We start from the raw sequence: 17,706 nt of genomic DNA, 5'->3' as shown, positions 1-17,706 counted from the left end.
GCGCCGGCTCGGCGACGGGGGGTTATCGGAATGGCAATCCCGACCGAGGAGTTCTTCAAGGGGCTCCACCAACGCCGGATAGCGGAACTCCCCCCGGACGTCACCGGGACGCTCCGGTTCGACCTCGCCACCGAGGCGGGCATGGACCGCTGGTTCGTCACCTTCCGCGAGCAGAACGTATGGGCCTCGCGCGAGGGAGAGCGGGAAGCCGACTGCGTGGTCAGCGCGGATCGAAGGGCATTCGACCGGATGATCACCGGCGAGACGCAGCCGGCGGCGGCGGTGCTACGTAACGAGATCTCCTCCTGGGGACGACTGCCCCTGTTCATCCACTTTCTGCGACTCGTTCCCGGGCCGCCCAACGCCCGGCATCCCCGAGCGATGGTCAACGCGGAGCGGAGGCAGCAATGACAACAGATGACCTTGTCAGCATCATCGACGGCAGCAGCTTCGTGGTCAGCGACCGGCGCGGCGACATCGACGCCACCCCCAGTGTGCCGACCGGCATGTTCCTCTACGACACCCGGTTCCTGTCGAAATGGCATCTGACGGTCAACGGCGAACGGCTCAACTCACTCTCGGTCGACGATGTCCAGTACTTCGAGACCCGGTTCTTCCTGGTGCCGGGCGAGCCGACCCACTACGTCGACGCCAAGGTGTCGATCATCCGGCAACGCACCATCGGGGGAAGTTTCAGCGAGCACCTGACGGTGCTCAACCACAAGAACGAGCCAATCGAGCTGACCATCCGGATGGAGGCGGCCAGTGACTTCGCCGACCTCTTCGAGATCAAGGACATCCAGCACAAGAAGGGGCAATCCTACGTACGGGTGGAGAACGGCCTGCTCCGCCTCGGCTACCAGCGGGAGAGCTTCCGACGGGAGACGCTGATCTCAGCGTCCGAGCCGGCGCAGTTCGACGAAGACGGGCTGACCTTCCGGGTGCGGATCGAACCGCACGGCAGTTGGGAAACCGATCTACGGGTCGACACCCGGGTGGAAGCGGTGGGCGGACGGGACATCCGCGAGGGGATACACCAATCACCCGCGTGGATCAAGACAAGCATGCAGGAGAAGCTGGAAGACTGGCTGGCCAACGCCCCGACACTCAACTGCGACTCCGAGGCGCTGGCGACGTGCTACCGGCGCAGCCTCGTGGACCTCGCCGCGCTGCGGTACCAGCCGCTGGGCGCCACCGGGCAGACCATGCCCGCCGCCGGACTGCCCTGGTTCATGGCGTTGTTCGGACGGGACAGCATCATCACCAGCTTCCAGGCGCTGCCCTTCATCCCGGAACTCGCCCACACGACGCTGCGGGTGTTGGCACTGCTGATCGGTACCCGGCTGGACGACTTCCGAGACGAGGAGCCGGGCAAGATCCTGCACGAGATGCGCAACGGGGAGTCGGCGGCCTTCGAGGAGCAGCCCCACTCGCCCTACTACGGCAGCGCCGACAGCACACCGCTGTTCCTGATCCTGCTCGACGAATACGAGCGCTGGACCGGTGACGGCGGCCTGGTCCGGGAGTTGGAGACCGACGCCCGCGCCGCACTGCACTGGATCGACGAGTACGGCGACATCCTCGGCAACGGCTACATCTGGTACGAGCGCCGGAACACCAGGAACGGCCTGGAGAACCAGTGCTGGAAGGACTCCTGGGACGGGGTCTCCTACCGGGATGGCCGGTTGCCCCCCTTCCCCCGGGCCACTTGCGAACTCCAGGGCTACGCGTACGCCGCCAAGCTGCGGTGTGCCCGATTGGCCCGCCGGTTCTGGAACGATCCGGCTCTCGCCCAGCGGTTGGAACGGGAGGCTGCCGAACTCAAGGAGCGGTTCCACCGTGACTTCTGGGTGGCCGACGGCGAGTACTACGCGCTCGCTCTCGACATCGAGGGCCGACCGGTGGACGCGCTCTCCTCGAACATGGGGCACCTGCTGTGGAGTGGGATCGTCGACCAGGATCGGGCCGGGAAGATCGCGGAGCACCTGATCGGACCACGGCTCTTCTCCGGATGGGGCGTCCGTACGCTGGCCGAGGGCGAGGGGCGGTTCAACCCGGTCGGCTACCACGTCGGCACGGTCTGGCCCTTCGACAACTCGATCATCGCGGCCGGACTCCGGCGGTACGGTTTCGCCGAGGAGGCGGGGCTCATCGCCGAAAGCATGATCGACGCCGCGCAGTTCTTCCACGGACGGCTGCCCGAGGCGTTCGCCGGCTACGACCGGGCGCTGACGAAGTATCCGGTCCAGTACCCCACCGCGTGCAGCCCGCAGGCCTGGTCGGCCGGAACACCGCTGGCCCTGCTGTGGACGCTGCTCGGGCTCCAACCGTGCGGCGAACACCTGGTCGTGATCCCCGCCCTACCGGAGCAGATGGGCCGGATCGAGTTGCTCAACATTCCGGGCCGGTGGGGGCACGCCGACGCGTTCGCCCGGGGACAGGCTGGCAAACCCGACACCCATCGTCACCAGTCGTACCCGGTCTGAGCACCCCGCTCCGCCGGTGCCGCGCCCCTCGTCCCGGGGCGGTGACGCACCGCACCCGCAGCGGGCAGTACGGTCTCTACGTGGCCACGGTGCTCCTGGTCGAGGACGACCATGTCGTACGCGGCGCGATGCTGCGCTCCCTGGCCGACCGGGGGCACGCCGTGCACGCGGTCGGTACGGCCCTGGAGGCCCTGCGTCGGGTGGCCGCCGAGGTGCCGGACCTGGTGGTGCTCGACCTCGGCCTACCCGACCTCGACGGCTCGGACGCGTTACGGATGCTGCGCGGCATCACCGACGTCCCGATCATCATCGCCACCGCCCGGGACGACGAGCAGGCGATCGTCCGGCTGCTACGTGCCGGGGCGGACGACTACATGGTCAAACCGTTCACCGGTGCCCATCTCGATGCCCGGATCATGAGCGTGCTCCGCCGGGCCGGGCGGTCCAGCCGGGAGGCACCCCCCGCCGTACACGAGGTGGGCGGACTGCGCATCGACGTCGGCGAACGTAGCGCCCACCTCGACGGGACCCCCCTGGCGCTGACCCGGAAGGAGTTTGACCTGCTGGCCTATCTCGCTGCGCGCCCGGGCCGGGTAGTCTCCCGCCGGGAGTTGTTGGAGGAGGTATGGCGGCAGCCGTCGGTCGGCGAGGACCAGACAATAGACGTACATCTGTATTGGCTTCGCCGCAAACTGGGCGAGTCCGCAGCGAAACCCCGCTACCTGCGCACCGTGCGGGGGGTCGGATTTCGGCTGGTGGCCCCGGACTGAGGCGGGCGCTGGCCTATCTTGGTGCCGGCATGAGCACCATCGTGGCCCTGGCCTTCCTCATTCCGTTGGGACTCGTGCTGCAACGCGAGGCGTACGAGGAGGCGGTGGCCGACGCGGCCCGGCGTAGTGCGCTGGTGGCCGGCGCGCTGCTGGTCGACGCCGAACCGGCGGCGGTGCAGCGGGCGATCGCCGCGAGTGGTGGCGACCCGGCGACGCGGCCGGTCGTACACGGATTGGCGGGCAAGGCACCGAGCCGGGCCCGCGCCGAGGACGTCACGAAGGCCGCCACGCAGCGCGAGCCGCTGGTGACCGAGGTGCCGGGCGGGGTGGTCCGGTTGGATCCGCTCCTGGTCGGCGACCAGGTGGCGGTGATCGAGGTCTTCGTCACCCAGGCGACGCTGCGCGAGGGTACCCGCACCACCTGGCTCATGCTGGTGGCGATCGCGGCCGGGTTGGTGGTGGCCTCGGTGATCGTGGTCGACCGGATCGCCGCCCGAGCGGTGGCGTCGGCTCGCAACCTGGTCCGGGCGGCCCTCGCGGTCGGTGACGGTGATCTCGGCGTACGGATCCAGCCCAGCGGGCCCCGGGAACTGGCCGAGGCGGGGTACGCCTTCAACCGGATGGCCGACCGTCTGGTCACCTCCCGGACCGACGAACGGGAACTGGTGGCCGACCTGTCCCACCGGTTGCGGACCCCGCTGACCGTGCTGCGGCTGGACGCGGACGCGCTGGACTCCGACGACACCAGCGCCGGCTCGTTCAGTGAGGCCGAACTCGACCGGCGGCGGACCATCCGACGGATCCGGCAGGCGATCGCCACCCTGGAGGGCGAGGTCGACGTATTGATCAACACCACCCGTAAGACGGTCACCCAGGAGGCCGGTCCGGCGGTCTGCGACGTCAGCGAGGTGGTCCGGGATCGGATGGTGTTCTGGTCCGCGCTGGCCGGCGACCAGAACCGCCCGCACAAGGTACTCGGCGCGCAGCTGCGCATCCCCGTACCGGTCCCCCGGGCCGAGCTGGCCGCGGCGCTGGACGCCGTGCTGGGCAATGTCTTCCGTTACACGCCGCAGGGCACCGCGTTCGAGGTGGTGGTCTCCCGGCGGGATGGCTACGTCGCGGTCCGGGTCGACGACGCCGGCCCGGGCATCGCCGACCCGGACCGGGCGCTGCGCCGGGGCAGCAGCGACCAGGGGTCCACCGGCCTCGGACTCGACATCGCCCGTCGGGTGGCCCGACAGGCCAACGGCTCGGTCAGCATCGACCGGGCCCACCTGGGTGGAGCCAGCGTCGTGATGCTGCTGGCCGATGCCGACGCCGCCCCCCGCCAGGTCAGCCGGTTCGGCCTGGTGGGGCGGCTGGCCCGGGAACGGGACTCCAGTGTCCGCCGCTGGCCGCGAGCCCGTTCGTCGGACAATTGATCCCGATTGGCTGAGCTGTGCCGGTCACCAACGGTGTCGGAACGATCGAGTGAAACCTTTTCGTGTTGGTCAGATCTTCCTTATTTCTGAATTAACTACGTATCGACGCGCCGCGACCGATGGCAACGTCACCGGTGATCCAAGAATGGTTCCGCCGGAGTTCACCTCGACCGCCCTTAAGATCCGACGGAGCCCGGCGCGCGTGGCGGGATGCGGTCCCCCACCCTCAGGTCCCGCCTCGCGCGCCCACACGCGACTCGGCCTACCGGATCATTTCCCGCTGGTCGCCAGGTAGTCGTCGATCTCCCTGATCAATCGCGCCTGGTCGGGCGCGGGCAGGAACGAGGCGGAGACCGCGTCCCGGGCCAGTCCGGCCACCTCGGCAGGACCGTAACCGAGCAACCGGGCGGCGACGGCGTACTCGTCGTTGAGGGTGGTACCGAACATCGGCGGATCGTCCGAATTGATGGTCACCAGCACTCCGGCGTCGATCATGGTCCGCAGCGGGTGTTCCTCGATCGTCGGCACCGCCCGGGTCCGCACGTTGGAGGTCGGGCACACCTCCAGCGGGATCCGTCGCTCCGCCAGATGTTCCAGCAGCCGAGGGTCCCGTACGGCGGAGGTGCCGTGTCCGATCCGTTCCGCGCCCAACTCGCGGAGCGCGTCCCAGATGGTCTCCGGGCCGGTGGTCTCGCCGGCGTGGGGTACGGACCGCAGGCCGGCCGCCCGCGCTTGGTCGAAGTACGGCTTGAACTGTGGCCGCGGCACGCCGATCTCCGGCCCACCCAGACCGAAGCTGATCAGGCCGTCCGGCCGCTGCTCCAGGGCGATACGCAACGTCTCCTCGGCGGAGGTGAGACCGGCCTCGCCGGGGATGTCGAAGCACCAGCGCAGGGCGATGCCGAAATCGGCCTCGGCCCGGACCCGGGCGTCCTCGATCGCCTCGCAGAAGGCCGGGGCGGGGATGCCCCGACGGACATGCGAGTAGGGGGTGACCGTCAACTCGGCATAGCGGACCTGCTGCCGGGCCAACTCCCGGGCCACCTCGTGGGTGAGGATCCAGACGTCGGTCTGGTCCCGGACCAGGTCGACGACGCTCAGATACACCTCGATGAAATGGGCGAAGTCGCGGAACGCGAAGTAGTCGGCGAGCGCGTCGGGGTCGGCGGGCACCGGGGTCTGTCCCTCGTGCCGGGCGGCCAACTCGGCCACGATGCGCGGGGAGGCGGAGCCGACATGATGCACGTGCAGCTCCGCCTTGGGCAGCCCGGCGATGAAGGCCGACAGGTCGGTCACGAATTCTCCCTCTGGTCAGGTACGGGTCCGGGCGACGAAGAAGACCCGACGGTACGGAAACTGCACCCACCCGTCCCGGACCGGGTACGCCTCGGCGAGCCGATCGCCCAACTCGGTGCGGAACCGGTCCCACTCCGGCCCGGGGCCACCAAGCACGGCGCGTACCGGACGCAGGGCGGTGCCGTCCAGCCAGGTGAGGACCGGATGCTCGCCCCGCCCGAAAGCTGGGGTCGGGCTGGCTGGGGTCGGGCTCGCTGATGCCGGGCTCGCTGATGCCGGGTCGGCCGCGTCCGGGGCAGCCAGCTCCCGGGCCGGCAGCAGGTGCACGTAGGTAGTTTCCCAGGCGTCCACCGCACAGCCGACACCGACCATCAGGTCCACATAGTCGCCGAGACTCCGGACCGGATCGGCACGCAGCACCGGTGCCACGACCTGACGCCAGTGGGGCTCGGCGGCGAGCTGCCGCAGAGTCCGGTGTGAGGCGGCGTCGAAGTTGTTGGGCAGCTGGACCGCGATCCAGGAGGCGGGGGCCAGTTCCCGGGCCCAGCGGGCGAGCAGCGTCTCGTGGTCGGGCACCCACTGCAGGGCGGCGTTGCTGACCACCACGTCGACGTCCGGTTCAGGGGTGAAGTCGCGCAGGTCACCGACGCGGAAATCGACGGTGGAGCCGAGCCGGGCGGCCTCCTCGATCATCTCCGTCGACGAGTCGCGTCCACTGATCCGAGCAGCGGGCCAACGTTCGGCGAGGCGCACAGTAAGGTTGCCCGGTCCGCAGCCGAGGTCGGCCACCGCGCGCGGGTGCTCGGCGGCCACCCGGGTGAGCAACTCGTCGAACGGCCGGGACCGCTCGGCGTCGTACCGGCGATAGGTCGTGGGATCCCACATGACGCCTCCCAAAAAACCGTACGTCCGTCTTGTGACTGACCATAATGCGGAGATCACGCCGGGCACAAGCTAGGCTCGGAGCGCTGGCCAGGGGCAACTCCCTGGCCGTAAGCGTCGGAAGGAAGACGATGAAGGGTTGGCTACCGCTCACGCTCGGCCTGCTGGCGGTCATCATGGGAGCGATGTGGACGGTGCAGGGGCTGGGCCACGTCGAGGGCAGCATGATGACCGGGGTGACCCTCTGGGCGATGATCGGCCCGCTCGTCGCGCTGGTCGGGGTCGGTTCCCTGGTCCTCGGCCTACGCAGCCGGCGAGACCGTACGCCCTCCACCTGACCGCCCCGGCCGGCACGGCACCCCACCTGGCACCGCAGCCGGCGCTCCACCTGACCGCCCCGGCTGGCGCGGCGCCCCCCTGGCATCGCAGCCGGCGCTCCACCTACGCCACAACTCGCGCAAGCGCCAGTCGCGCGGGACCAAACGGCATCGAGCCCCGCACTCGAACAGAGTGCGGGGCTCGATCGTTGATCCGTGGCCGAACCCTGACGTGGTCGGATTCTTGGTGGCCGGATACCTCGTGGCCGGCGGCAGCCGGCCGGCACCGGATCAGATGGGGCGGACCTGCTCCGCCTGCGGGCCCTTCTGGCCCTGAGCGATCTCGAACTCCACCCGCTGGTTCTCCTCCAGCGTGCGGTAGCCGCTGGACTGGATGGCCGAGAAGTGGACGAAGACGTCAGCACCCCCGCCATCGACGGTGATGAAGCCGAAGCCCTTGTCTGCGTTGAACCACTTCACGGTTCCCTGCGCCATGTGTATCTCCTTCTAAAACTGGCGGCCGAGCACGCCGTGCGGCCGATTGGCCGTTTTCGAGCAGCGGCGCCTGAGTCGGCCCCCACGAAGGAGGACTTCCCTCAACCCACGCCATCTCTCAACAGCGTGGAACAGCAAACCACGTACGCAAAAACTTCGCACAGCCTACCCGACGAAATTCTCCGACATGTGACCTGAGGACCGACGAACTTCATCGCTTCCCACACTCCCGGCGACGGTCGAACCGTCCACCCCACCGGGCCACCTCTCCCCGCCCCCGCCAGACGAAGGAAGGGTCCCTTTCTATCCAAAGAACGATGGAAAGGGACCCTTTCTAACACCTCAGTCGGGCCAACTGCCGGTGAGTCGACGTACGCCCACCGCGCCGCCCCGATCGACGGCCGCCTTGACCACAGCGAAGATCGCGCCCTGCAACGCGGCAGCGGCCAGGATCTCGCCCCAGCCGTGGTCCTCATCGGTGGCCCGCGGCGCTTCGCCGTCACCCGCCGTCAGTTTCCATACCTGCTTGAACAGTGCGCCCGCGAGCACACCCGCGCCGATCCCCAGCAACATGCCCACCGGCTTGTAGACCGCCCGGTTGATGGCCTTGCTCACCTGTGCCTCCTGCGCATCACCAATATCAAGATCACGATAGCCGCCGTCCCCACCGCCGCCGCACCGACGACAGCGGCCGGAACGATGTTGCGACGAGCGAGTTGCCCGGCATCACGTACCGGTCGCCGGACCGCACCGGCCGCCCGGTCAGCCTGTAGCCGAACCCGCTCCTTGGTCTGGGTGGCCGTACTCCGCAGTCGCGCCTTCACGTCCGCCTTCGCGGCCAGCGCCTCGATGGTCTCGCCCAACTCCGCCCGGGTGCGCCGGATCTCGGCCTGCAACGCCTCCCGGTCACCCATCCCGTTGTTGATCGTCATACCGCCCGCCCCCGATCCCGCAAGGCTGAGCTGGCCGTTGCCAGATCGGCGCGTACGCTCTCCGCAGCCGCCGTCGGCACCAGCGGCACCGCCTGCTGAACCTGCTTTCTACCGATCAACGCCAGGATCGCGGCCAGGACGAACAGCGCCACCGTCACGATCAACGCGGCGAGCCAGGCGGGCATCGCCAACGCCAACGCCAGGATGATCGTGGTGACGAGCGTCCCGGCTCCGAACAGGGCGAGGACCCCGCCCGCACCGAACAGTCCTGCGCCCAGCCCGGCGTGTTTCCCCTTCTCGACGAGTTCGGCGCGGGCCAGCGCCATCTCGTCGCGCACCAGTCGGGAGAGCTGCTCGGTCGCCCGTTGCACCAGCTCGGCCGTCGTCTGTTCGCCAACCGGCCGGGGGGTGGTGCCCTTGGCAGCATCGGCCATGGTGTCCTCCTTTCCTGGTACCCGAGGTCCTGTTTTCCCGTGCCCGGGGTGTATGCCCCGCCTTCGTGGCGGTCAATCCTCTACCCAGGCCTTGACCTCGGTGGGAACAGATCGGTCCTGCTGGCACGATTGTCCCGCTCCACGGCCCTGGCCATGGCCCAACCGCCCAGGTCGACACCGCTGCCGGTCAACGCGGCGCGTCGACCGGTTCCTCGGGGCCGACGAAGGTGGTGCTCCGGGCGTCGCCGTCGTCGCTGCCGCCGAAGACTCGCGCGTCATCCGGTACGCCCTGCTCGGCCGGGGTCGGGTTCGGTCGCCGGGGCTGGACCCACTGCCAGGCGAGGTCGCTGTTCGCGTCGCCTATCTCGGTGCGCGTACGGGGTAGGGCGGTGGGTCGCTGGTCCCGGAGCCAGCCGACCAGGTGCTCGCGTACGAGGCAGCGCAGGTCCCACAGGCTGGGGCTGTCCGCCGCGCTGACCAGCGCCCGTATCCGGACCACCCCACCGACGGCGTCGGTGACCTGGAGTACGCAGACCCGACCGTCCCACAGTTCGGTGCCCTCCACGGCACGCCGCAGTTCCTCCCGCATCGTCTGCACCGGTACCGACCAGTCCACCTCGAACTCGGCCGTGCCGAGCACGGCGGCCTGGGTCCGGGTCCAGTTCTGGAACGGCTTGGTGGTGAAGTACGAGGTGGGCAGGATCAGTCGCCGGTCGTCCCAGATCTGCACCACGACATAACTGAGGGTCATCTCTTCGATCCGCCCCCACTCCCCCTCGACCACCACCACGTCGTCGAGGCGTACCGCGTCGCTGAACGCCAGTTGCACTCCGGCGAAGACGTTGCCCAGGACGCTCTGCGCCGCGAGGGCCGCCACCGCACCGATCACACCGGCGGAGGCGAGCACACTCGCGCCGACCCCCCGCACACTGGGGAAGGTCATCAGGGCGACGCCGATGGTCAGCACCACGATGGCCGCCACCGTGACCCGACGCAGGATCCGTACCTGGGTCTTGATCCGCCGGGCCTGGCGGTTGTCCGGCACGTCGGTGCGGAACCGGGCCAGCGCGGTGTCCTCGGTGACCAGGAGCAGCGACGCCACCAGCCACGCGGTGGTGACGATGACGACCAGCACCAGGATGTGCAGCAGCGCCTGCCGCCACGGCTCGCCGACGGCATAGCCGGTGGTGGCCCGTACGGCGAACTGCACGGCGAGGACGGTGACCGCCACCCGGAACGGGCGGTAGGAGTGGTCGGACAGTTCCCGCATCAGCAGGGATCGCCGGCCGAGTGGCCGGACGAGCCGGTGGACCACCGCCACCACGATGAGGGCGATCGCGGCGGCGGCCAGCACACCGACGATCGTCCCTAGGTAGGTCTGCACCGGGTAGCTCCTTCCCCATGAACCAGTACGCAGTCGAAGACCGCCCGTCGGTCGGTGACTGGCGGTCTTCGACAAAGTGGGATAGCGGGCAATTTAGCCCTTTTGTCCAGGACTAAACCCTGAATCAGACCTTGCGATACTTCGACTGCACCAGGCAGAAGGTCGCGAAGGAGGCGATGCCCAGGGCGACAAGAACGAGCAACACCGCTCCGTACGGTTGCTCCCGCAGCGTGTGCAGCGCACCGTCCAGGCCCCGGGCCTTCTCGGGGTCGTAGCGCACCGCGGCGACCAGTACGAGCAGCCCGGCGATGCCGTACGCGACGCCCTTGGCCACGTAGCCGGCCATACCGAGGCGGCGGCTCACCTTCCGCACCTGGGCGCTCATCTGCTCGGTCTTCAGGTGCCGCTCGAAGCGCTTGACCGCACCGTAGTAGACCAGCCCCGCCCCGAGGGCGGCCAGGCCCAGTCCGACCAGACCGACCAGCCACCGACCGCCAGTGGAGGACATCACCTGCTCGGTCAGGGCCTGCTGCTTGTCCGCGCTGGAGGAGGCGGCGTTACGCACCACCTTGACGCCGGTCCAGGCGAAGTAGAGGTAGACGAGCGCGCGACCGGCGGAAGTGATCCGCTCCAACAGCCGCTGCCGGCCTTGCTCGTCACGATGACCTACGGCGGCTTCCAGCGCCTGCCACACCGCCATCGCGACGAGACCGACGCAGATGGCGACGACCAGGAACTTCCCCAACGGCTGCGCCGCCAGGGTACGCAGTGCGCCGGACTGGTCGCCCTCCTCCGTGGGCCGGTCGAAGGCGATCTGCAGGGCCAGCCAGGCGAAGAGCAGGTGGACGATCCCGTAACCGATGAAACCGGCTCGGGCGAGGGTTTCGAGCAGGCCATTGTCCGCAGTACGGGTGGCGGCGGCCTGAGCGTCACGGGTCAACGACATGGCGACTCAATTCACCCGTCGCCGAGATTTCCAAACGTGACCCGCGCCCAACCGTCACCACCCGCATGCCGGCCCGCACGCCCAACCGTCAGCCATAGGTCGGCCCGCACGCCCAACCGTCAGCCGTAGGTCGGCCCGCCGGCTCAGTTCCGGGCGATCCGCACCGCGATCGTGTCGTCGGTGACGCTCTCCAGCACCACCGACAGGCCACCCACCTCGGTCGCCTGCTGCCCGACGGTGAGGGTCAACCGCTCACCCGCGACCTCGATGGTCGCCATGTCGTTGTCGACCCCGACCAGTTTGGCCTCGACACCGAGCACGCTCGCCCGAGCATCGACGCCCCGGTTGAAGGTGACGGTGCAGGCGTCGACCCCGCAGTCGGTGCTGGCACCTTCGGAGTTGCAGCCGGTCAGGACGGCCAGACCGAGAGCAAGGCCGGCGAAGAGACCGGCGGTACGACGGAGGGCGGACGCCGAGGGGGACGTACGTCGAGTCATCACCCGGCCAAGGGTACGAGGCGAATGCACCTCCGGCCCACCACGACTGCCCCGGGATCTGCCCGCAAGCCCCACGACCGGGCCACCCCGGGGGACAATGGCGCGGTGAATCTTCTGGTCGAGGACAATCCCGCCCGACGCCGCTACGAGATCCTGGTCGACGACGCGTTGGCTGGGTTCGCCGGCTACGAGCAGCGCCCCGGCCTGGTCGTCTTCACCCACACCCAGGTCGACCCGTCGGTCAGCGGCCAGGGGGTGGGCAGCCGACTGGTCCGGGAGGCCCTCGACCAGACCCGGGCACGGGGTGACCGGGTGGTTGCTCGCTGCCCGTTCGTAGCCGCCTTCATCGATCGACACCCGGAATACGCCGACCTGCTCGCCACCCACTGACCGCTGACCCGGCGCAGGTCCCACTGACCGCTGACCCGGCGCAGGTCCCACGGGCACCCGTGGCGGACCGGTCAGGGGCGGCCGGCAAGGATGCTTGCCGCAGCCCAGCCGCTGGCCCGGGTCGCGCCGTAGGTGGCCAGATGCACGTCCCCGACGACCCGGGCGGGCACACCGAGTTCGACCACGACCGCGTCCGGCCGGGCGGCCAGTGCTCGACTCACCGCCGCCGCCATCCAGTCGTGCCGGTGCAGGTCGCGAACCACCAGTACGAGCGGCCGGTGCCTCGCGTCGGCGACCAGCGCAGCGGACGGCTCGACATCCGGGGGCAGGTCTTCAACGCCGATCCGGACGGTCGTGGTGCCCGGCAGCAGCGTGGCGAGCGGGGCACCCACCCCCCACGGTGTCTCGGCACCCATGGCGATGTTGGTCGGGGGCGCGAACTCCACCACGTGCGCCGGTCCGGTCAGCGGCAGGACACCGTCGTGCTGTGGCGAGACGGTCACCCGTACGGCCCGGCGGGCTGCCGCCGTTCCGATCGCGGAGCCGTTCTGGTCGGCTCCGGTCCACTTCGGGCGGGTGGAACCGGCCTGTATGGTCCAGGCGGCCAACTGCTCGATCCGTTTGGCGGCCTCGGCGAGCCGCTCCTCGGGCAGCGTTCCCTCAACCACCGCCGCCACGATCGCATCGCGTAGCCGCCGAGCGGAACCCTCGTCGGAGTGTTCCCCGCCGACACAGATGGCGTCCGCACCGGCGGCGAGCGCGTGTACGGCCGCCGCCTCGAAGCCGTACCGGTGGGTGACCGCCCGCATCTCGATGCCGTCAGTGATCACCACCCCCTGGAAGCCCAGTTCGTCGCGAAGCAGTCCGGTCAGGATGCGCCGGCTCAGGGTCGCCGGGCGACGGGGATCGAGGGCGGGCACCAACAGGTGGCCGGTCATCACGGCCTGCACCCCGGCCGCGATCGCGGCCCGGAACGGGGCCAGCTCGCAGGCCACGAGTTGTTCCCAGGTCGCACCGATGTACGGCACGTCCGCATGCGAGTCGACGTTGGTGTCCCCGTGCCCGGGGAAGTGCTTGGCACACGCGGCGATCCCGGTGGCCTGTAGCCCTCGGATCCACGCGGCGGTGTGCCGGGCCACCAACTCCGGATCGGCACCGAAGGAGCGGACACCGATGACCGGGTTGTCGGCGTTGGAGTTGACATCGGCGTCCGGGGCGTAGTTCAGGTTGATCCCCGCCTCGGCCAGTTCGACACCGAGGTCCCGGGCGACCTCCTCGGTCAGCTCGGGATCGTCGATGGCGCCGAGGGCCAGGTTGCCGGGCCGGGAGCTGCCGAGGCGAGACTCGAACCGGGTGACGTCGCCTGCCTCCTCGTCGATGGCGATGAGGAGATCGGGGCGTTCCGCCCGCAGCGCCGTGGTGAGGGCGGCGACCTGTTCTGGACTGTCCACGTTGCGGGCGAAGAGTACGACTCCCCCCAGCCCTTCCCCGAGCCAGCGTCGCACCCAGGCCGGCGGGGTCGTGCCTTCGAATCCGGGCTGGAGGACCGTGCTGGCCAGGCTCGTCAGGGCGTCCAACGAAGTACTCATCCGGTGCCGTACCCCCGTCATACGCAGGATCACCCTGCCACGGTCGAGGCGGGCTGGTGCCATGGTCACATCGAGACAAGCAATAGTCAATAAACCTTCCTATTACTGTTGGCGCGCTCCCACCGGAACAAATCGTCACATCGCCGGCCAGCCGAGCTGCCGACCTCGACTTCCCCACGCCGGCACCCCTCGCGCCGCCGGGCAGCCCGTGCAAGAGTGCCAGGATGCGACAGATCCTGGCCGCTGAGGAAGTCAGTTGGTACGACGTGCCCGGTGTACAACTGCTCGGGGCCGTACTCGGCACGCTGCTCCTACTCGCGGCGATCCGCTCCCTGTTCGGCCGGGGCGGTCGCTGACCCGGCGACCAGCCGCCCGCCCAGCCTCCTGTCCAGGCACCGTCCAGGCATCAGCGGCCCCGATCCGGGTATCACGTCCGGTATCGGACACCGCGCCGCGCCGGGCATGCGACATCACGCCCGAGCCTGTGAAGGAGGACCAGATGCGGATCGGCTATTTCCTGTCCTGCGAGGAGTTCACCCCCGCCGAACTACTGGACCAGGCACGTGGTGCCGAGAAGGCCGGCTTCCAGGCGCTGTGGATCTCCGACCACTACCATCCGTGGACCGACAGCCAGGGGCAGAGCCCGTTCGTCTGGTCGATGATCGGTGCGCTGAGCCAGGTGTGCCGGCTCCCGGTCACCACTGCGGTCACCTGCCCGACGACCCGCATCCACCCGGCGATCGTCGCCCAGGCGGCGGCCACCAGCGCCGTACTGCACGAAGGGCGGTTCGTCCTCGGTATCGGCACCGGCGAGGCGCTCAACGAGCACATCCTCGGCGACGCCTGGCCCAATGCCAACGTCCGTCTGGAGATGCTCGAAGAGTCCGTCGAGGTGATCCGCAAACTGTGGACGGGCCGGTTCGTCAACCACCGGGGCCGGCACTACACCGTGGAGCAGGCCCGGATCTACACCCGGCCGGAAACCCCACCACCGATCTACGTCTCCGGCTTCGGCCCCAAGTCGACGGCCCTGGCCGCCCGGATCGGCGACGGCTACCTCTGCACCATTCCGGACGCCGATCTCGTCAAGCGGTTCCGCGACGACGGGGGCGGCGACAAGCCGTGCCAGGCCGGCTTCAAGGCGGCGTACGCCGACAGCGTGGACGAGGGGGTACGGATCGCGTACGAGCGTTGGCCCAACGCCGGAGTGCCCAGCGAGCTGTCCCAGGTGCTGCCCTCCCCGCGACACTTCGAGCAGGCGTCCCAACTGGTCGATCCGGAGATGATGAAGGAGGTCTTCGTCTGCGGCAACGATCCGGCCGGCCACCTGGAAATGATCGACCAGTACGCCAAGGCGGGCTTCGACGAGGTCTACGTCGCCAATGTCGGGCCGCACTACCAGGGACTGTTCGATCTCTACGCCGAGCAGGTGCTGCCCCGCCTGCGCTGACGCCCCGCTACCGAGGATCGGTCGACCGCGGACTGGGTCGCGGTACTCATTGCGTGCCGACGCTGGTCGGGAGAGGGTCATGGCGTGACTGAAGTACACAATGACCGACGGAAGCCGGACTCGGCCGCACTCTGGGCGATTCTCGTCGCGGTGGGTACGGCGGCCGTCTACGGCGCGCTCTTCGCCTGGGACCAGCACAGGGACCTCGACCCGGAGACCATGTCCGAGTCCGGGCCGTACGAGGCGTGGCAGGTCATCCTCGCCGTACTTCTGCTCGGCCTGCTCGCGTTCGTCGCCGGACGGCGGGGCCGCCCCTGGGTGGCCACCATCGTGCTACCGGTGGTGTTCACCCTCTGCTTCACCATCGACGCCGCTACCGACCGGAACGCCGACGGACTGTGGATCATCGGGGCGTTCCTGGTCGCGATCGGCTCGCTGGCCGGCACGGCGGCGTCGGCCGGACTCGGCCTCGCCCTCCGCAACCGGGCCCTCCGTGGTGCTGCTCCGCAGCACCCCTGATCGGCCCGAGGTGAGGAGCGGCCCCTTCCCAAGGCAGAAACCGATAGGGAGGGGCCCTTCCTAACCGTCGTCAACCGGCCATGGCACGGCGACAGCGGGCCAGTTCCGCGCGCAGGTCGCGACGCAGTGCCCGGTCCACGCCGGGCAGAGCGAGCGCGTCGGTGAAGTCGCGGGCGGCCTCGTCCCATCGTCCCAGTCGCATCAACGCCGTACCCCGGTTGTAGCGGGGCTCGGGTGCCGCCGACAGCGCGATCGCCCGATCCAGATCGGCCACGGCGGCGGCCGCGTCCCCCCGGTCGAACCGGACGGCAGCCCGGTTCGTCCATGCCTCGACCAGGTCCGGATCCCGAGCCAGGGCCCGGGTCAGCAGCTCGTCGGCTTCGACGAGGCCGCCGCGCTCCGAGCGGATCAGTCCGAGGGTGCACAGCAGCGCCGGTTCCTGCGGGGCCAGTTCCAACCCGGCCCGCGCACCGGCCTCGGCCGCGTCCAGTGCGCCGCGTTCGAGGTGCAGGTTGACCAGTGCGATCCGGGCATCGACGTGCCCCGGATCGATGGCGAGTACGCGCTCCAGGTCCTCCTGCGCCCGTGCGACGCGACCTCGCTCCTGCTGGAGTACGGCCCGGTTGTAGTACGCCTCGGGCAGGTGCGGTCCCAGCCGGATGGCGGTGTCGTAGTCCCGGATCGCCGCCTGGATACGGTCCGCCGCCCGGTGCAGAGCAGCTCGGTCCACGTAGTACTCGCAGTTGTCCGGATCGTCCGCGATGACGGTGTCGAGGTCGGCCAGGGCCTGCGCCGGATCCCCCAGGGCGAGGTGCACCTGGGCCCGGTTGTGGCGTAGCCGGGCCAGGTCCTGCCGGCGCTCGCCGGGGGCGAGTACCGCCGTCAGCCGGGCCAGCCCGTCGTCCACCAGCCGCAGCGCGCGACCGGTCTCCCCCGCCCGGCTGTCCAGCAGGGCCAGGCCCTGCTCGTAGAAGACGGTGGAGAGTGTCCGCTGTCGCGAGTCGTCCACTCCGGCGGCGAGTGCGACCGCCCGTTCCAGCCAGCGCCGCGCCCGTGCCGGGTCCTGCTCTGCCGGTGGCAGGTGCCGGGCGTAGAGCATGGCCGTGGCGTACGCGGCCGACATGGCGATCTTGGGATCGTCGGTGACGGCGCGCGTCTCGTGATAGAGGGCGAGCGCTTCGGCAGCGCGGTCCAGCGCCACCAGGGCGGTGGCCAGGCCGGTGGTGAACGCCCACCAGTGCCGCAGGTCGCCGTCCGGGGTCACCATGCCGCGTCCGCGCTGAGCGGTCCGGGCGGCGTGGTGGTAGAAGCCCCGGGCCAGGCTGTCGCCCAATGCCGTACGCAGTGCCTCCGGCGTCGGGTCGGCCGGCGTCGACGGGTCGGGGCCACCGTCGCGCAGGTCCAGGCGCAGCAGCGGCGACTCGATCCGTCGGGTCAACGCCGCCAGTAGTTCGACAGTGGTCTCGTCGGCGCTGTCGACGTGGTCGAACCGCACCGTGACCGGCTGCCGAAGGGTGTCTGCCCAGGCCGCCACGAACTCGGCCGCGCCGTAGGCCAGGTAGGCGGTGCGCCGGGCGGGATGGAACCGGATCGGCTCCTCCTCGGCGGCCGGTCGCGCCGCGTGGTCCAGCCGGGGTGCGATCGCGTACAGCTCCACCTGGTGGCGGGAGACCAGGCGGGGACGGTCGGCGGCGATCCGGCCCAGAAAGTCCGCGACTCCCGCGTACGGTCCGTGGTCGCGGTGGCAGTCGTAGCCGTCCGGCTCACCGGTCAGGTCCATCTCCGATCGCCCCAGGGGCGGGCGCCCGGGGGCGCCCGCCGTGCCGGGAGTTACCAGCACCACTCGATCCAGAGCCGACGGGCACCGGACACCAGACGCAGCGCACTCTTGCGGCGAA

The 17,706-nt window shown here is 69.8% G+C and carries 20 protein-coding genes; 9 read left to right on the top strand and 11 right to left on the bottom strand.

Annotated features, from left to right (window positions below):
- Positions 1–30: 30 nt before the first annotated feature.
- From FHR38_RS26250 to FHR38_RS26235, 4 genes are all read left to right on the top strand, one after another.
- On the top strand, positions 31–411 hold the full coding sequence (locus FHR38_RS26250; protein ID WP_184537215.1) for an SCP2 sterol-binding domain-containing protein: 381 nt from the start codon (positions 31–33) through the stop codon (positions 409–411).
- The gene (locus FHR38_RS26245; protein ID WP_184537213.1) at positions 408–2,486 is read left to right on the top strand and encodes an amylo-alpha-1,6-glucosidase; all 2,079 of its coding nucleotides are present in this window, start codon (positions 408–410) and stop codon (positions 2,484–2,486) included. Before FHR38_RS26250 ends, FHR38_RS26245 begins: the two co-directional genes overlap by 4 nt.
- Before the next feature lie 80 nt (positions 2,487–2,566).
- Positions 2,567–3,256 (top strand): response regulator transcription factor, encoded by a 690-nt coding sequence (locus FHR38_RS26240; protein WP_184537211.1) that lies wholly within the window; start codon positions 2,567–2,569, stop codon positions 3,254–3,256.
- A gap of 29 nt (positions 3,257–3,285) precedes the next feature.
- On the top strand, positions 3,286–4,677 hold the full coding sequence (locus FHR38_RS26235) for a sensor histidine kinase (RefSeq protein ID WP_184537209.1): 1,392 nt from the start codon (positions 3,286–3,288) through the stop codon (positions 4,675–4,677).
- 270 nt (positions 4,678–4,947) lie between these two features.
- Here FHR38_RS26235 and FHR38_RS26230 read toward each other — a convergent pair whose 3' ends face one another.
- Both FHR38_RS26230 and FHR38_RS26225 read right to left on the bottom strand, forming a co-directional pair.
- Complete coding sequence (locus tag FHR38_RS26230; protein WP_184537207.1) at positions 4,948–5,973, bottom strand: adenosine deaminase; 1,026 nt, start codon at positions 5,971–5,973, stop codon at positions 4,948–4,950.
- Positions 5,974–5,988: 15 nt separating this feature from the next.
- Positions 5,989–6,858, bottom strand: a complete 870-nt coding sequence (locus tag FHR38_RS26225; RefSeq protein ID WP_184537205.1) for a methyltransferase domain-containing protein — start codon at positions 6,856–6,858, stop codon at positions 5,989–5,991.
- Positions 6,859–6,986: 128 nt separating this feature from the next.
- Between FHR38_RS26225 and FHR38_RS26220 the strand changes: the two genes are divergently transcribed.
- The gene (locus FHR38_RS26220) at positions 6,987–7,193 is read left to right on the top strand and encodes a hypothetical protein (RefSeq protein WP_184537203.1); all 207 of its coding nucleotides are present in this window, start codon (positions 6,987–6,989) and stop codon (positions 7,191–7,193) included.
- Positions 7,194–7,463: 270 nt separating this feature from the next.
- Here FHR38_RS26220 and FHR38_RS26215 read toward each other — a convergent pair whose 3' ends face one another.
- The 7 genes from FHR38_RS26215 to FHR38_RS26185 form a co-directional block, all read right to left on the bottom strand.
- The gene (locus FHR38_RS26215; RefSeq protein WP_091424054.1) at positions 7,464–7,667 is read right to left on the bottom strand and encodes a cold-shock protein; all 204 of its coding nucleotides are present in this window, start codon (positions 7,665–7,667) and stop codon (positions 7,464–7,466) included.
- Between the two features lie 342 nt (positions 7,668–8,009).
- On the bottom strand, positions 8,010–8,282 hold the full coding sequence (locus FHR38_RS26210) for a DUF4235 domain-containing protein (protein WP_184537201.1): 273 nt from the start codon (positions 8,280–8,282) through the stop codon (positions 8,010–8,012).
- A complete protein-coding gene (locus FHR38_RS26205; RefSeq protein WP_184537199.1) occupies positions 8,279–8,599 on the bottom strand; it encodes a DUF3618 domain-containing protein in 321 nt (106 codons plus the stop codon). The genes FHR38_RS26210 and FHR38_RS26205 overlap by 4 nt, the downstream gene beginning before the upstream one ends.
- Positions 8,596–9,033, bottom strand: coding sequence for a phage holin family protein (locus FHR38_RS26200; protein WP_184537197.1), 438 nt, complete (start codon positions 9,031–9,033; stop codon positions 8,596–8,598). Before FHR38_RS26200 ends, FHR38_RS26205 begins: the two co-directional genes overlap by 4 nt.
- A 187-nt stretch (positions 9,034–9,220) precedes the next feature.
- The gene (locus FHR38_RS26195) at positions 9,221–10,417 is read right to left on the bottom strand and encodes a mechanosensitive ion channel family protein (protein WP_184537195.1); all 1,197 of its coding nucleotides are present in this window, start codon (positions 10,415–10,417) and stop codon (positions 9,221–9,223) included.
- 124 nt (positions 10,418–10,541) lie between these two features.
- A complete protein-coding gene (locus FHR38_RS26190) occupies positions 10,542–11,363 on the bottom strand; it encodes a DUF1206 domain-containing protein (RefSeq protein ID WP_184537193.1) in 822 nt (273 codons plus the stop codon).
- Positions 11,364–11,506: 143 nt separating this feature from the next.
- Entirely contained in the window at positions 11,507–11,860 is a 354-nt protein-coding gene (locus FHR38_RS26185; protein WP_184537191.1) for a hypothetical protein, read from the bottom strand.
- A gap of 105 nt (positions 11,861–11,965) precedes the next feature.
- Here FHR38_RS26185 and FHR38_RS26180 point away from each other — a divergent pair, with 105 nt between their 5' ends.
- Entirely contained in the window at positions 11,966–12,250 is a 285-nt protein-coding gene (locus FHR38_RS26180; protein WP_184537189.1) for a GNAT family N-acetyltransferase, read from the top strand.
- Between the two features lie 71 nt (positions 12,251–12,321).
- Here the strand turns inward: FHR38_RS26180 and FHR38_RS26175 are convergent, their stop codons facing one another.
- A complete protein-coding gene (locus FHR38_RS26175) occupies positions 12,322–13,839 on the bottom strand; it encodes a glycoside hydrolase family 3 protein (RefSeq protein ID WP_184537187.1) in 1,518 nt (505 codons plus the stop codon).
- A gap of 224 nt (positions 13,840–14,063) precedes the next feature.
- Between FHR38_RS26175 and FHR38_RS32950 the strand changes: the two genes are divergently transcribed.
- The 3 genes from FHR38_RS32950 (at position 14,064) to FHR38_RS26165 (ending at position 15,808) form a co-directional block, all read left to right on the top strand.
- Positions 14,064–14,195, top strand: a complete 132-nt coding sequence (locus FHR38_RS32950) for a hypothetical protein (protein ID WP_281384928.1) — start codon at positions 14,064–14,066, stop codon at positions 14,193–14,195.
- A 143-nt stretch (positions 14,196–14,338) separates the two neighbouring features.
- Positions 14,339–15,289: a TIGR03557 family F420-dependent LLM class oxidoreductase gene (locus FHR38_RS26170; RefSeq protein WP_184537185.1), complete on the top strand. Its 951-nt coding sequence runs from the start codon at positions 14,339–14,341 to the stop codon at positions 15,287–15,289.
- Positions 15,290–15,373: 84 nt separating this feature from the next.
- Positions 15,374–15,808: a hypothetical protein gene (locus tag FHR38_RS26165; RefSeq protein ID WP_184537183.1), complete on the top strand. Its 435-nt coding sequence runs from the start codon at positions 15,374–15,376 to the stop codon at positions 15,806–15,808.
- A gap of 70 nt (positions 15,809–15,878) precedes the next feature.
- Here the strand turns inward: FHR38_RS26165 and FHR38_RS26160 are convergent, their stop codons facing one another.
- Positions 15,879–17,588 (bottom strand): tetratricopeptide repeat protein, encoded by a 1,710-nt coding sequence (locus tag FHR38_RS26160; RefSeq protein ID WP_221449191.1) that lies wholly within the window; start codon positions 17,586–17,588, stop codon positions 15,879–15,881.
- Positions 17,589–17,706 lie beyond the last annotated feature (118 nt).

The organism is Micromonospora polyrhachis, from assembly GCF_014203835.1.
Taxonomy (GTDB): domain Bacteria; phylum Actinomycetota; class Actinomycetes; order Mycobacteriales; family Micromonosporaceae; genus Micromonospora_H; species Micromonospora_H polyrhachis.
The sequence above is the reverse complement of the archived record's forward strand: the minus strand, read 5'-3'. Positions and strand labels throughout refer to the sequence as shown.

What these genes read in the sequence shown, in the direction of transcription:
- FHR38_RS26250 (WP_184537215.1), top strand. Translation starts at nt 31, where the DNA reads ATGGCAATCCCGACCGAGGAGTTCTTCAAGGGGCTCCACCAACGCCGG.
- FHR38_RS26245 (WP_184537213.1), top strand. Translation starts at nt 408, where the DNA reads ATGACAACAGATGACCTTGTCAGCATCATCGACGGCAGCAGCTTCGTG.
- FHR38_RS26235 (WP_184537209.1), top strand. Translation starts at nt 3,286, where the DNA reads ATGAGCACCATCGTGGCCCTGGCCTTCCTCATTCCGTTGGGACTCGTG.
- FHR38_RS26225 (WP_184537205.1), bottom strand. Translation starts at nt 6,858, where the DNA reads ATGTGGGATCCCACGACCTATCGCCGGTACGACGCCGAGCGGTCCCGG.
- FHR38_RS26220 (WP_184537203.1), top strand. Translation starts at nt 6,987, where the DNA reads ATGAAGGGTTGGCTACCGCTCACGCTCGGCCTGCTGGCGGTCATCATG.
- FHR38_RS26215 (WP_091424054.1), bottom strand. Translation starts at nt 7,667, where the DNA reads ATGGCGCAGGGAACCGTGAAGTGGTTCAACGCAGACAAGGGCTTCGGC.
- FHR38_RS26205 (WP_184537199.1), bottom strand. Translation starts at nt 8,599, where the DNA reads ATGACGATCAACAACGGGATGGGTGACCGGGAGGCGTTGCAGGCCGAG.
- FHR38_RS26200 (WP_184537197.1), bottom strand. Translation starts at nt 9,033, where the DNA reads ATGGCCGATGCTGCCAAGGGCACCACCCCCCGGCCGGTTGGCGAACAG.
- FHR38_RS26190 (WP_184537193.1), bottom strand. Translation starts at nt 11,363, where the DNA reads ATGTCGTTGACCCGTGACGCTCAGGCCGCCGCCACCCGTACTGCGGAC.
- FHR38_RS26185 (WP_184537191.1), bottom strand. Translation starts at nt 11,860, where the DNA reads ATGACTCGACGTACGTCCCCCTCGGCGTCCGCCCTCCGTCGTACCGCC.
- FHR38_RS26175 (WP_184537187.1), bottom strand. Translation starts at nt 13,839, where the DNA reads ATGAGTACTTCGTTGGACGCCCTGACGAGCCTGGCCAGCACGGTCCTC.
- FHR38_RS32950 (WP_281384928.1), top strand. Translation starts at nt 14,064, where the DNA reads ATGCGACAGATCCTGGCCGCTGAGGAAGTCAGTTGGTACGACGTGCCC.
- FHR38_RS26170 (WP_184537185.1), top strand. Translation starts at nt 14,339, where the DNA reads ATGCGGATCGGCTATTTCCTGTCCTGCGAGGAGTTCACCCCCGCCGAA.
- FHR38_RS26160 (WP_221449191.1), bottom strand. Translation starts at nt 17,588, where the DNA reads ATGGACCTGACCGGTGAGCCGGACGGCTACGACTGCCACCGCGACCAC.